The organism is Streptomyces sp. NPDC005435 (genome assembly GCF_040703155.1).
Lineage (GTDB): Bacteria > Actinomycetota > Actinomycetes > Streptomycetales > Streptomycetaceae > Streptomyces.
Genome location: NZ_JBEXEQ010000004.1, coordinates 287400 through 300459, shown reverse-complemented (window position 1 = coordinate 300459; position 13060 = coordinate 287400). Strand labels below are relative to the sequence as shown.

General features: G+C 71.9%; 10 protein-coding genes and 1 tRNA gene. 6 read left to right on the top strand and 5 right to left on the bottom strand.

Annotated features, from left to right (window positions below):
* The first annotated feature begins 1035 nt into the window (after window positions 1–1035).
* The gene (locus tag AB0898_RS07710; protein WP_366801933.1) at window positions 1036–3453 is read left to right on the top strand and encodes a transglycosylase domain-containing protein; all 2418 of its coding nucleotides are present in this window, start codon (window positions 1036–1038) and stop codon (window positions 3451–3453) included.
* Window positions 3454–3525: 72 nt separating this feature from the next.
* On the opposite strand, the gene AB0898_RS07705 is transcribed toward AB0898_RS07710, so the two are convergent.
* The gene (locus tag AB0898_RS07705; RefSeq protein ID WP_407078302.1) at window positions 3526–3828 is read right to left on the bottom strand and encodes a GroES family chaperonin; all 303 of its coding nucleotides are present in this window, start codon (window positions 3826–3828) and stop codon (window positions 3526–3528) included.
* Window positions 3829–3909: 81 nt separating this feature from the next.
* Entirely contained in the window at window positions 3910–4242 is a 333-nt protein-coding gene (locus AB0898_RS07700; protein ID WP_366801909.1) for a DUF3618 domain-containing protein, read from the bottom strand.
* A gap of 104 nt (window positions 4243–4346) precedes the next feature.
* On the opposite strand from AB0898_RS07700, the gene bcp reads away from it, so the two are divergent.
* The 3 genes from bcp (at window position 4347) to AB0898_RS07685 (ending at window position 6125) form a co-directional block, all read left to right on the top strand.
* Window positions 4347–4814: a thioredoxin-dependent thiol peroxidase gene (bcp, locus tag AB0898_RS07695; RefSeq protein ID WP_366801908.1), complete on the top strand. Its 468-nt coding sequence runs from the start codon at window positions 4347–4349 to the stop codon at window positions 4812–4814.
* A gap of 137 nt (window positions 4815–4951) precedes the next feature.
* A complete protein-coding gene (locus tag AB0898_RS07690) occupies window positions 4952–5986 on the top strand; it encodes an HNH endonuclease (protein ID WP_366801907.1) in 1035 nt (344 codons plus the stop codon).
* A 54-nt stretch (window positions 5987–6040) separates the two neighbouring features.
* A tRNA-Leu gene (locus AB0898_RS07685) sits at window positions 6041–6125 on the top strand.
* A 44-nt stretch (window positions 6126–6169) separates the two neighbouring features.
* Here the strand turns inward: AB0898_RS07685 and rdgB are convergent.
* Window positions 6170–6772 (bottom strand): RdgB/HAM1 family non-canonical purine NTP pyrophosphatase, encoded by a 603-nt coding sequence (rdgB, locus tag AB0898_RS07680; protein ID WP_366801906.1) that lies wholly within the window; start codon window positions 6770–6772, stop codon window positions 6170–6172.
* Window positions 6773–7469: 697 nt separating this feature from the next.
* Window positions 7470–8804 carry an SGNH/GDSL hydrolase family protein gene (locus AB0898_RS07675; RefSeq protein ID WP_366801905.1) on the bottom strand — a complete coding sequence of 445 codons (1335 nt, stop codon included), beginning with the start codon at window positions 8802–8804 and terminating at the stop codon, window positions 7470–7472.
* Window positions 8805–9001: 197 nt separating this feature from the next.
* Here AB0898_RS07675 and AB0898_RS07670 point away from each other — a divergent pair, with 197 nt between their 5' ends.
* Together AB0898_RS07670 and AB0898_RS07665 are read left to right on the top strand one after the other, a co-directional pair.
* Window positions 9002–10456, top strand: coding sequence for a DUF445 domain-containing protein (locus tag AB0898_RS07670; protein WP_407078299.1), 1455 nt, complete (start codon window positions 9002–9004; stop codon window positions 10454–10456).
* Between the two features lie 166 nt (window positions 10457–10622).
* The gene (locus AB0898_RS07665; RefSeq protein WP_366801904.1) at window positions 10623–12095 is read left to right on the top strand and encodes an MFS transporter; all 1473 of its coding nucleotides are present in this window, start codon (window positions 10623–10625) and stop codon (window positions 12093–12095) included.
* Window positions 12096–12439: 344 nt separating this feature from the next.
* Here the strand turns inward: AB0898_RS07665 and AB0898_RS07660 are convergent, their stop codons facing one another.
* Window positions 12440–12742 carry a hypothetical protein gene (locus tag AB0898_RS07660; RefSeq protein ID WP_366801903.1) on the bottom strand — a complete coding sequence of 101 codons (303 nt, stop codon included), beginning with the start codon at window positions 12740–12742 and terminating at the stop codon, window positions 12440–12442.
* Window positions 12743–13060 lie beyond the last annotated feature (318 nt).

The following is a 13060-nucleotide window of genomic DNA, read 5'->3' as shown; positions in this document are numbered from 1 at the left end:
GGTCAGGCGTCCCAGTTCGGTGGTGCGAGCCGTCCTGGCCAGGGTGGTCAGTCGTCCGGCGGCGCGGCCTCCCAGGGCTCGGCCCAGGGTGGTCAGGCGTCCCAGTTCGGTGGTGCGAGCCGTCCTGGCCAGGGTGGTCAGTCGTCCGGCGGCGCGGCCTCCCAGGGCTCGGCCCAGGGTGGTCAGGTGTCCGAGTTCAGCGGCGCGAGCCGTCCCGGGCAGGGTGGCCAGGCATCCCCGGCCGGTAACGCGGGCCGTCCCGGTCAGGCCAGCCAGTCCGACGGCGCAGGCCGTCCCGGCCAGGGTGGTCAGTCGTCCGGCGCCCCGGCGCGCCCCGGCGCGGCGTCCCAGGGTGCCGGTGCCGAGCGTTCCGCCCAGGGTGGCCAGGCGTCCCAGTTCGGTGGTGCGAGCCGTCCTGGCCAGGGAGGTCAGTCGTCCGGCGGCGCGGCCGCCCAGGGCTCGGCCCAGGGCGGTCAGGCGTCCCAGTTCGGTGGCGTGAGCCGTCCCGGCCAGGGTGGCCAGTCGTCCGGTGGTCCGGCGCGTTCCGGCGCGGCGGCCCAGGGCTCGGGTGCCGAGCGCTCGGCTCAGGGCGGTCAGGCTTCTCAGTCCGGCGGCGCAGGCCGCCCCGGCCAGGCATCCCAGGCCGGTAACGCGGCTCCCGGCCAGACCCCCGGCACTCCCCGCTCCGAGCAGGGCGCCCCGGCGTCGCAGACCCCCTCCGTCCCCGGACCCCGTTCCAGCCGGCCCGGCCAGGGCCCCGCAGGGGAGCCGCCCGCTGCCGAGAGCACGCAGGTGCTCCGGCGGATCAAGGCGCCGCAGGGGGCCAAGGGGGGTGACAAGGGCGAGCCGCCGGCCACCGAGAGCACGCAGGTGCTGCGGCGGATCAAGGACCCCAAGGCGGAGCAGCCCGCCGACGAGCACACGCAGGTGCTCCGGCGGATCAACGCCCCCCGGCAGGGGGACAAGCAGGCCACGACGCCCGCCGCCGCCACCGTGAGCGGCAGCGGCAGCGCCGCTTCGGCGGCCACCAGCGTCATCCCCCGTACCGAGGCCGCCACCCCCGAGGCCGCCACAGCAAGCGGCAGCGGCAACGGCAACGGCAAGGGCAAGAAGCCCAAGCGCACCGGCTGGCGCCGCTTCGTCCCCGGCTGGCGGTTCGTCCTCGGGACCGTCGTCGTCGGCGCGCTGCTGCTCATCGGCCTCTTCTTCGTCGGCTACTCGATGGTGCAGATCCCGCCCGCCAACGCCCTCGCCACGAAGCAGAGCAACGTCTACCTCTACGCGGACGGCTCCCAGCTCGCCCGCGACACCCGCGACAGCCAGGTCAACCGCGAGAACGTCAACCTCGCCGAGGTCTCCCAGGCCGCCCAGCACGCCGTACTCGCCGCCGAGGACCGGGACTTCTACACCGAGCCCGCCGTCGACCCCAAGGCGATGCTCCGCGCCGGCTGGAACATGGCCACCGGCAAGGGCAAGCAGTCCGGCTCCACCATCACCCAGCAGTACGTGAAGAACTACTACCTGGCCCAGGAACAGACCCTGACCCGCAAGGCCAAGGAGTTCTTCATCTCGGTCAAGCTCGGCCGCGAGAAGTCCAAGAGCGAGATCCTCCAGGGCTACCTCAACACCAGCTTCTTCGGCCGAGGCGCCTACGGCATCCAGGCCGCAGCCCAGGCGTACTACGGCAAGGACGCCACCAAGCTCGACGCGGCCCACGCCGCCTACCTCGCCGCGCTCGTCAACGCGCCCAGCGAGTACGACGTCGTCGCCCACCCCGAGAACAAGCCCGCCGCCGTGGCCCGTTGGAACTACGTCCTGGACGGCATGGTCAAGAAGGGCTGGCTGCCGCAGTCCGAGCGCACCGGCCTGAAGTTCCCCATGCCGAAGGAACAGACCATCTCGACGGGCCTGTCCGGACAGCGCGGTTACCTCGTGGAGGCGGTCAAGGACTATCTGACGGGTCATCACATCCTCACCAAGGAGCAGATGACGCGCGGTGGTTACCGCATCACGACCACCATCCAGAAGGACAAGCAAGACGACTTCGTCAAGGCCGTCGACGACCAGCTGATCTCCAAGCTGGACAAGAAGAACCGCAAGGCCGACACCTACGTCCGCGCGGGCGGCGCGTCCATCGACCCCAAGACCGGCCGCGTCGTGGCGATGTACGGCGGCATCGACTACCTGCAGCAGTACACCAACGGCGCCACCCGCGGCGACTTCCAGGTCGGCTCCACCTTCAAGCCGTTCGTGTTCACCTCGGCGGTCCAGAACGGCTCCACCACCCAGGACGGCAAGCCGATCTCCCCGAACACCTACTACGACGGCACCAACAAGCGCCCCGTACAGGGCTGGAGCGGCGGCAGCTACGCCCCGGAGAACGAGGACCAGAAGTCGTACCAGCAGATCACCGTCCGTAAGGCCACCGACCTCTCCGTGAACTCGGTGTACGCGCAGATGGCCGCCGACGTCGGCTCCGACAAGGTCAAGAAGACCGCGATCGACCTCGGCATCCCCTCCGACACCCCGGACATGTACCCGTCCCCGTCCATCGCGCTCGGCACCGCCAACGCCAGCGTCCTGGAGATGACCGAGGCGTACGCCACCCTCGCCAACCACGGCCGGCACGGCACGTACACCCTCATCGACAAGGTCACCAAGGGCGGCATCCCGGTGACGCTGCCCGGCGGCCAGTCCAAGCAGGCTGTCAGCCGCGAGGCCGCCGACACCACCACCTCGGTGCTCCAGAGCGTCGTCCAGACCGGTACCGCCATGGCCGCCAAGGCCGCGGGCCGCCCGGCCGCCGGCAAGACCGGCACCGCCGAGCGCGACACCGCCGCCTGGTTCGCCGGGTACACCCCCGACCTGGCCACCGTCGTCGCGGTCATGGGCCAGGACCCGGTCACCGCACAGCATCAGCCGCTCTACGGCGCGCTCGGCCAGCCCCGTATGAACGGTGGCGGCCCGCCCACCCAGATCTGGGCCCAGTACACGAAGGACGCGCTCAGCGGAAAGCCCGCCGCCGCCTTCGACCTGGACCTCCAGCAGGGCGCCGAGGTCGAGGCCCCCGCCACCCTGGCACCCACCACGCCCGCCACCGACGCGGGCCAGACCGGCGGCACCGCCACCGGCACGCCCAGCCAGGGCGCCACCCCGGGCGACGGCGGCCAGACCGGCGGCGCGGCCACCGGCACGCCCACCGACGGCGGCGCGACCGCCGGCACCCCGGCCGACGGCGGCGCCACCACCGGCGGCGCACCGGCGACCGGCGGGGCCACGACCGGCGGCACGCCCGGCGGGGCGACCGGCGGCGGCGCGGCCACCGGCGGCACACCCGGCGGCGCGACCGGCGGGGACGCCACGGGCGGCGGCGGCGCGGCCGACTCCGGCGGCGCCGGGGGCGGCCTGCCGGCCGGGCTCGGCGGCCCGGCGCTGAACGGCCGCCGCGACTGACGCCCGTACGGGCCTACGGCGAAGGGGCTGGTGACCAGGTCACCAGCCCCTTCCGCGTACCGGCGCGGCCCGTTACAGATACAGCCCCGTGGAGTCCTTGGACCCCTCGAACCGGTCGGCGGCCACCGCGTGCAGATCACGCTCGCGCATGAGCACGTACGCCACGCCCCGCACCTCGACCTCGGCCAGGTCCTCCGGGTCGAACAGCACCCGGTCGCCGGGCTCCACGGTCCGTACGTTCTGCCCGACCGCGACCACCGAGGCCCAGGCCAGCCTGCGCCCGACCGCCGCCGTGGCGGGGATCAGGATGCCGCCGCCCGACCGCCGCTCGCCCTCACCGGTCTCCTGCCGCACGAGTACCCGGTCGTGCAGCATCCGGATGGGCAGCTTGTCGTGGTGGGGTGTGCTCTGCTCGTCTCTGTTGGCGCTCACGCCCCTGAACCTACCTGCCGGGGCTCAGCGCCTGCGCCGCCGGGTCGCGCCCACGACGATCAGGCCCACCGCGCCCGCCACGATCAGGGCGGCCGGCACGATCCGCTCCATGCGGGGGGCGCCGTCGTCGTCGACGAACTGGTCCCGTACCTCGGTCATCACCCGGTTGGCCGTGACGAACGCCTGGCCGAAGACATGGTCGAGGTTGGCGACGGCCTTCGCCTTGGCATCGCCGACGATCGTCTTGGGGTGCACACGCACCCCGATCTCGTCGAGCGTCTCGGCCAGCACTTCACGACGGCGCTTGATGTCCGCCTCGATCTGCGCCGGTGTTCTGGTGTCCGACGTCTCCGCCACCGTACGGCCTCCGAAGTCTGCTGATGCTTTGTGCTGAACAGTCTGTCAGTTCCTGGCCGCTCCGCACGGCGAGGGGCCCCGGTCAGGCCGATTAGGCTGGCCGGATGAGCGAGCGACTCCAGCCCGGGGACCCGGCCCCGGCCTTCACCCTCCCCGACGCCGACGGCAACGAGGTGTCCCTGGCGGACCACAAGGGCCGCAAGGTCATCGTCTACTTCTACCCCGCGGCGCTTACCCCCGGCTGCACCAAGCAGGCCTGCGACTTCACCGACAACCTGGAGCTGCTGGCCGGCGCCGGCTACGACGTCATCGGCATCTCCCCCGACAAGCCGGAGAAGCTGGCGAAGTTCCGCGAGGCCGAGTCCCTCAGGATCACCCTCCTGGCCGACCCCGACAAGCAGGTCCTTGAGGCGTACGGCGCCTACGGCGAGAAGAAGCTCTACGGCAAGACGGTCGTCGGCGTCATCCGCTCCACGGTGATCGTCGACGAGAACGGCAAGGTCGAACGAGCCCTCTACAACGTCAAGGCCACCGGCCACGTAGCCAAGATCATCAAGGACCTGGGCATCTGACCCGTTCCACCTTCTTGAGCGGCCCGCCCCGTATCTTTCCGGCGCGGGTCGCTCCCCTTTTGTGTGCGTGACTGTCCGGCGACCGGTTCGTTACTCCATGCGAGCAGCGAACACGTGGGGGAAACGAAGGAAGCTCGGTGGCGGCCGGCAAGTACACCGAGGAGCGGCTGGAGGAGGCGGACCCGTACAGCAGGGATCGGCTTGCGCGGATCGTCTCCGAGGCCCGCAACTGGGCAGATCTGATCAGACGGCTCGGGCTTCGGGTGAGCGGCGGTCAGCGCCGAGTGCTTCAGGAGAAGGTCGCCGCCCATGGTCTCGACACGAGTCACTTCGCCAAGCGCAGTCCATGGCGCAAGTACCCGGACGCCGCCATCGCCGAGGCTGCGGCCTCCTCGTCCTCGCTGCGCGAGGTGGCCCTCAAACTCGGCGCCACTCCCGCTACTGGGACCTTGTCCCACATCGCACGGCGGATCCGCGCCGCAGGGGTCGACATCCGGCATTTCGCCGGAGTGCATCAGTCCGAGCCGGATCTGCCGTTCACTCCCGATGAGCTGAGGACGGCCGCGGCGGCGGCGACCAGCATCCGTGGCGTGGCCCGTGCCCTTGGCGTGCCGGACGACAGCCGTTCACGCGCGGCTCTGGGCCGCATGTTGCGCGCCCACGACATCGACACAGAGCACTTCTCTCACCGGCGACTGGTGATTCCCGAGAAAAGGCTCCGCGAAGTCCTGGAGCGTTCCACGAGCTATGCCGACGTGATGCGAGGTCTGGGTATGGACGTCAACGACACCAATCACCGGCGTGTCCGGCGTGCCGCAACTCGACTGGGTCTCGATACGACCCACTTCAGGCGCCGCTCATGGGCTCGGCCGGAGAGTTCCGGGTCCTCGCCCGTCGCGCACCGGGTGCTGGTTGTTCTTCCTCCCGGCGCCGGGCGAACCAACAGGGCTCAACTTCACCGCGCCTTGACCGAGATCGGAGTGTCGTACGCCTGCGAGAGCTGCGGTAACGAGGGGAAGTGGCTGGGGCGGCCGATCACCTTGCAGATCGACCACATCAACGGCGACTGGCGTGACAATCGCCGGGAGAACCTGCGTCATCTCTGTCCCAACTGCCACGCTCTGACGGAGACCTGGTGTCGTCAGAAGAGGAAAGGCCCTCTCGCCGCGTGAGTGGTGCTGCCCTTACACTGAACGCTGCCGGTCGAGCGCGATGACCGTTTTTGAGCGGCCGTGATGGAATTTGGCAGTCATGCTTGGTTTAGGTCCAAGTGGGTTAACACCCGTGTGGGTTCGAGTCCCACCGGCCGCACTCATTCGAGGGGCCGCCCGGAAGGGCGGCCCCTCACCCGTGTGTCAGCCCAGCAGCTCCCGTACCACCGGCACCAGCGCCCGGAACGCCTCCCCCCGATGACTGATCGCGTTCTTCTCGGCCGCCGACAGCTCCGCGCAGGTACGGTCCTCGCCCTCCGGCTGGAGGATCGGGTCGTAGCCGAAGCCGTTCGTGCCGGCCGGGGTGTGGCGCAGGGTGCCGGTCAGGCGGCCCTCGACCACGCGCTCGGTGCCGTCCGGCAGCGCGAGGGCGGCGGCGCAGGCGAAGTGGGCGCCGCGGTGCTCGTCCGCGATGTCGGAGAGCTGGGCGAGGAGCAGGTCCAGGTTGGCCCGGTCGTCGCCGTGCCGGCCGGCCCAGCGGGCGGAGAAGATGCCGGGCGCGCCGTTCAGTACGTCCACGCAGAGGCCGGAGTCGTCCGCGACGGCGGGCAGACCGGTGGCCTGGGCGAGCGCGTGCGCCTTGAGCAGGGCGTTCTCGGCGAAGGTCACGCCGGTCTCCTTGACGTCCGGCACCTCCGGAAAGGCATCGGCGCCGATCAGCTCATGGGGCAGTCCGGCCTCGGCGAGGATCGCCCTCAGCTCGGTGATCTTTCCGGCGTTACGGGTGGCGAGGATCAAGCGCGTCATGGGGCCAGTATTCACGGCCCCACCCCCGGCGCGGCCGAGCCCCCTACGACTCCGCCCGCCGGGCCGGCCCAGAGCGTGTGCCCGCCCGTCACCGGAAGCCCTCTCCGCCGGTGCCCGAGCCACGCTCCACGAAAGCCCCGAAAACGTCGCCGTCCGGGACCCTGTACCGCTCCGCCCGTACGGGTTTCCCCAGAGCGTGCGGCTGCCCCGCCCCCGGAGCCGTCTCCGCCGGGGCCCGACCCGCCCCCCGCGAGGGCCTCCGAACCGCACCCGTCCGGGAGCCTCGGCCGCTCCGTCCGTACGAACCCCTCCAGGGCCGCCCTCGAAGCCGTCTCCGCCGAGTCCGCTGCGCCCGTAGAGGCTCCCTGAAACTGCGGCCGTACGTGGGCCTGCGCCGTGCCGTCCATACGGGCTTCCCGAGAGCGCGCGGCTGCCCCGTCCCGGAGCCGTCTCCGCCAGGCCCGACCCGCGCCCCGCGAAAAGTCCCGAACTGCCGTCGTCCGGGAGCCTCAGCCAGTCCCTCCGTACGTATCTCCCCAGGGCTTGCGGCTGCCCCGCCCCCGGAGCCGTCTCCACCGGGGCCCGACCCGCGCCGTGCCGTTCGGAGCCTCGGCCCCGCCGTCCGTGCGAGTTCCCCAGAGGCCGCGCCGGCGGAACCGTCTCCACCGGCCCCCGAGCCACCCCCGCCCGCGGAGCCCTAAAGCTCCGCCTGGCCCGCCCCCTTCAGCAGGCTGAGGTCGAAGACCTGGGCCATCTTGCGGAAGCCCAGGTCGCTGGGGTGGAGGTGGTCGCCGGAGTCGTACTCGGGGCGCAGGCGGTGCGGGGCGTAGGGGTCGCGGAGGGCGGTGTCGAAGTCGACGACCGCGTCGAAGACCTTGCCGGAGCGGATCTCGGCGTTGACCCGCTGGCGTACCGTCTCGCGGGCCGGGGTCCAGCCGAGGTGGCCCTGGAGCGGCATGAGGGTGGCGCCGATGACCTTCAGCCCCCGGGCGTGCGCCTGGCGGACCAGCGTGCGCAGGCCGTCGGTGATCTTGTCGGGGTCGGCCAGCCGGGGGTTGCGCTGGATGTCGTTGATGCCGAGGTCGATGACGACGACCTTGGCGTTGGGCCGGTCGAGCACATCGCGGCCGAAGCGGCTGAGGCCGCTGGGGTTGTCGGCGGGGCGCCCCAGGCCGTCCGCGAGGACCTGGTTGCCGCTGATGCCCTCGTTGACGACGGAGTACCGCGGCACGGCGGCCCCGCTCTCGACGGCCGTGCGCAGCCGCTGGGACAGTACGTCCGGCCAGCGGCGGTTGGTGCCGACGGTGGAGGTGATGCCGTCGGTTATGGAGTCGCCGAACACGACGACCGTGCCGTCCGCCTCGTGGCTGATCACGTCCAGCGCGGTCAGGTACCGCCAGTAGGGGGTCTGCTCGCTGAAGGCCGTACCGGTGGTGTCGGCGGTCAGGTCGCCCCTCGCGACGTACGACAGCTGCCGCGCGTGCTTGTGATAGGTGACCGGTCCGGAGGAGGTGGGCGTGTACGTGGTGACCAGGACGTCGGTGTCCTGCGGGATGTCCACGCGCACGGCGTCGCTGGTGACCTGTCCGCCCGGCGGTATCTCCACGCCGGGGGCGCCGTTGAAGCTGAGCCGCCGCATCGTTTCCGCACGGGCGGCGGCGGTGTTCTGGCCCGCGGAGACGGCGAGTGAGGCGTGCGTGATGGCGAGCGGGGTCTGGCCGTAGAGGTTGGACAGCGTGATGCGGGCGCTCGTGCCGCCCGTGCCGACGTGCACGACGTTGCGTACCGAGCGGCCCGCCATCCCCGAGGTCTCGGTGCCGGGCTCGGCACCCGCGGGCGCCGCCGCCCAGGCTCCGACCCAGGTGCCCGCCGAGACGGGGGCGACGGTGGAACCGTGGTGGGGGACGCTGTCCGCGGTCGTGCCGCGCGCGGTGTCCGCACCGCGTGTCGTCATGACGTAGATGACGGCGGACAGGGTCACGACGAGTGCGGCGAGGGCACTGAGCAGGGCATAGCCGTGGCGCTTGGTCACGCTGGTGCTGATCTCCTCGGGGGCCTGGAGCCTTGGGCTCCGTTTCCAGGGATTCCATGATGGGCCATGGGATCTTCGGGGTTGGCAGGGCCCTGCCCGAACCACCCCTGGGACAGACGTGAGGAACCCGCGTTCCGTTCCGGAAGTCCCCAGGAAGGGACAATGTGTGTGCGGGATCACCGGACGGGTGGAGCGAGATGGAACACGCGGAAGAGGACAGGCCGGGAGACCGGGACGCGGACGGCACGGACGGTACGGGTGGTGCCGGTGGTGCGGGCGGTACGCGCGGTGCTGTCGGTACGTCGGACGCGGCCGGCCGGCGTCGTACCGGCGGCTCACCGGGCGCGCCCGGCGGACGGCGGCCGGGCGGCGCGCAGTCGTACCGCACCATGACCGCCTTCACCCCCGCCGACGAGGAACGGCAGCGCGGGGTACGGCGGATGAAGCTCACCGCGACCGGGATGTTGCTGTTCGTCGCGGTGGTCTACGTCCTGGCCACCTGGGCCGAACACGCGGGCGCGGGCCCCTGGTCGGGGTATGTCGCGGCGGCCGCCGAGGCGGGGATGGTGGGCGCGCTGGCGGACTGGTTCGCGGTGACCGCGCTGTTCCGCCATCCGCTGGGCCTGCCGATCCCGCACACCGCGATCATCCCCACCAAGAAGGATCAACTGGGCGTGTCGCTGGGCGAGTTCGTGGGGGAGAACTTCCTCTCCCAGGACGTCGTACGGCAGCGTCTGCGCGCGGTCGGCATCGGCAGCAGACTCGGCGCGTGGCTCGCGGAGCCGGAGAACGCCGACCGGGTCACCGCCGAGCTGGCGACCGCGCTGCGCGGCGCGCTGACCGTGCTGCGCGACTCGGACGTACAGGCGGTGGTGGGCGAGGCGATCACCCGTCGGGCCGATTCCCGCGAGATCGCCCCGGCGGTGGGCAAGCTCCTCGACCGGATCGTCGAGGACGGCGGTCACCGGCGGGTGGTGGACCTGGTGGTCTCCCGCGCCCACGACTGGCTGGTACGGCACCGGGACGACGTCATGGTGGCGGTGGAGGGCGGCGCGCCGGGCTGGACCCCGCGTTTCGTGGACCGCAAGGTCGGCGAGCGGATCTACAAGGAGCTGCTGCGCTTCGTCACCGAGATGCGGGAGATGCCGACGCACCCGGCGCGCGGCGCGCTGGACCGTTTTCTCACCGACTTCGCCTCCGACCTCCAGTCCGACACCGAGACCCGGGCGCGGGTGGAGCGGCTCAAGAGCGAGGTCCTCGGCCGCAGCGAGGTCCAGGACCTGATCGCGTCCGCGTGGACGGCCGTACGGTCGATGATCGTCGCGGCGGCGGAGGACGAGCGCAGCGAGCTGCGGCTGCGGGTGCGGGCGGGGCTGATCTCGCTCGGGACGCGGATGGCGACCGAGCCGAAGATGCAGGAGAAGGTGGACAGCTGGGTGGAGGGCGCGGCGGTGCACGTCGTCACCACCTACCGCGACGAGATCACCTCCCTGATCACCGACACCGTGGCGGGCTGGGACGCGGAGCACACGACGCGGAAGATCGAGGCGCACATCGGCCGGGACCTGCAGTTCATCCGGATCAACGGCACGGTGGTGGGGTCGCTGGCGGGGTTGGTGATCTACGCGGTGTCTCGGGGGCTGGGGGCGTAGGGCTGCGCCGCTCGGCGGGGTGGGGTGGGGGCTGCCGTACCGGTGCCGTACGGGCTGCCGTACGGGATGCCGTAGGGCCGGGGCTACCGCCGGACGGGTGACCGCCGGCCTGTTTCCCCCGCCCCGGGGAACCCGGATCTGCACCTTCGACGAGGAGGCGCAGCCCATGAGCCGAGCCGAGACACCGGCGTCCCGCCGTACCGCTCCCACGATCACCACCGACATCCCGGCCCGTCTGGACCGGCTGCCCTGGTCCCGCTGGCACTGGACGATCGTGGTGGGCCTGGGCACCGTATGGATTCTGGACGGCCTGGAGGTCACGGTCGTCGGCAACATCGCGAGCCGCCTCTCGGAGCCGGGCAGCGGGCTGGCGATCTCGTCCGGGCAGGTCACGGGCGTGGCGGCGGCGCTGTACGTGGCGGGGGCGTGCACCGGCGCGCTGTTCTGGGCGCGGCTGACGGACCGGTACGGGCGCCGCAGGCTGTTCATGATCACGCTGGCGGTGTATCTCGCGGCGACGGCGCTGACCTCGCTGTCCACCGAGGCGTGGTGGTTCTTCCTGTTCCGCTTCCTGACGGGCTTCGGCATCGGCGGGGAGTACGCGGCGATCAACTCCGCGATCGACGAGCTGATCCCCTCCGAACACCGGGGCCGGGTGGACCTGATCATCAACGGCAGCTTCTGGCTGGGCGCGGTGGGCGGTTCGCTGCTGTCGATCGTGGCCCTTGACACGGCGTTCCTGCCGGAGAACCTGGGCTGGCGGCTGACGTTCGCGCTGGGCGCGGTGCTGGCGCTGGTGATCCTGCTCGTACGCCGGCACGTACCGGAGAGCCCGCGCTGGCTGCTGATCCACGGCCGGGAGCGGGAGGCGGAGGAGATCGTCGCGGGGATCGAGCGGCGGATCGGGGCCGACGCTGATCTGCCGGAGCCGTCGGGGCGGCTGGAGATCCGGCAGCGCGGGACGGTCACCTTCCGGGAGATCGCCCACACCCTCTTCGCCCGCTACCGCAAGCGCGCGATCCTCGGCTTCTCGCTCTTCATCGGCCAGGCGTTCCTCTACAACGCGATCACCTTCGGCTTCGGCGCGATCCTGACGAAGTTCTTCGACGTCCCCTCCGGCCGCACCGGCTACTACTTCGCCGTCATCGCGGTCGGCAACTTCTTCGGCCCCCTGCTGCTCGGCAAGCTCTTCGACACCGTCGGGCGCCGGATCATGATCTCCTCGACGTACCTGCTGTCGGGGGTGCTGCTGTTCGGCACGGCCTGGCTCTTCGACCGGGGCGTACTGAACGCGGCGACGCTCACGGCCTGTTGGTGCGCGGTCCTCTTCTTCGCCTCGGCCGGCGCCTCCAGCGCGTACCTCACCGTCTCCGAGATCTTCCCCATGGAAACCCGCGCGATGTCGATCGCCTTCTTCTACGCCCTCGGCACCGCGGCCGGCGGCATCAGCGGCCCCCTCCTCTTCGCCGACCTCACCGCCACGGGCCACGTCGGCGACACGGTCCTCGCCTTCCAGATCGGCGCGGCACTGATGTGCGTCGCGGGACTGGTGGCGGCGGTACTCGCGGTGAACGCGGAGCGGCGGGGGCTGGAGGACGTGGCGATGCCGTTGACGGCGGTGGGGGAGAAGGGGGAGTGAAGGGGGCGCCCTTTGGCTCGCCCAGTTGCCCAATGGGGCGAGCCGGGAGGAGGGCGCTGCCGGTACTTGCCACCGGCCGGCGACGCCGAGGCCGACTCGCCTGGCGCGGATCTCCGCGGAGGGGAACTCAACCCCACGGGTCGGCGACGGCCCTGGTGCTGCCGAGACCGAACGCGCGGCGCCCCCTTCCGCGGAGAGGAACTCAACCCCGCCGGTCGGCGACGGCCCCGGGGGCGCCGAGACGGAACCGGGCCTGGCGCTCACCCTCGTGGAGGGGAACTCAACCTCGCCGGCCGGCGACGCCGAGACCGGACGGCCAGGCGCCCACCTCCCTGGAGAGGAACCTAACCCCGCCGGTCCGCGACGGCCCAGGACGCGAGGGCGACGGCCCCGGCTACGCCGAAGACGGACGGCCAGGCGCCCACCTTCTTGGCCAGGGGGTGCGAACCGGCGAAGGCGGCGACGTACGCGGCGGTCAACCCCCCGGCGACCGCGTTACCGGCCTGCGCCTGCCACCGCCGAGCGGCAACCGCCCCCGCAGCGGCCAGGACAACCCCGCCGAGCGGCCGCTTCTTGGTCCAACGGGCCACCCCGTACCCCCCGACCAACCCAGCCGCAGCGATCGCCGCACTCGGAACCCTGGCCATGAACGCCTCCTGATTGTTCCCGTATGTCGTGACCCGGCCGAGGCTAACGCGCACCGGGGGGTGACTTGCGGTCGGGTGCGGTGCGGGGGTGGCCTCCGGCCGGGTGGCGGTGGAGTGGCCTTGCGCGGGTGGCAATGGGCGGGGCAGACGGTGGACCGTCTTCGACAGGTGGCAGCGGGCGCGGACGGGGGACGGCCTCCCACGGGGTGGTGGCAGACGGGCGCGTGGCGGAGGGTCGCCTCCCACTGGGGGGTGGCAGGCGGACGGGGGACGAGGGGCGGCCTCCGGCTGGGCGGTGACGGACAGGCGTCCGGCGGG

Excerpts from the sequence above, each read along its gene's own strand:
- AB0898_RS07705 (WP_407078302.1), bottom strand. The coding sequence starts at position 3,828 with ATGCTGCACGACCGGGTACTCGTGCGGCAGGAGACCGGTGAGGGCGAG.
- AB0898_RS07670 (WP_407078299.1), top strand. The coding sequence starts at position 9,002 with ATGGAACACGCGGAAGAGGACAGGCCGGGAGACCGGGACGCGGACGGC.
- AB0898_RS07660 (WP_366801903.1), bottom strand. The coding sequence starts at position 12,742 with ATGGCCAGGGTTCCGAGTGCGGCGATCGCTGCGGCTGGGTTGGTCGGG.
- bcp (WP_366801908.1), top strand. The coding sequence starts at position 4,347 with ATGAGCGAGCGACTCCAGCCCGGGGACCCGGCCCCGGCCTTCACCCTC.
- AB0898_RS07665 (WP_366801904.1), top strand. The coding sequence starts at position 10,623 with ATGAGCCGAGCCGAGACACCGGCGTCCCGCCGTACCGCTCCCACGATC.
- rdgB (WP_366801906.1), bottom strand. The coding sequence starts at position 6,772 with ATGACGCGCTTGATCCTCGCCACCCGTAACGCCGGAAAGATCACCGAG.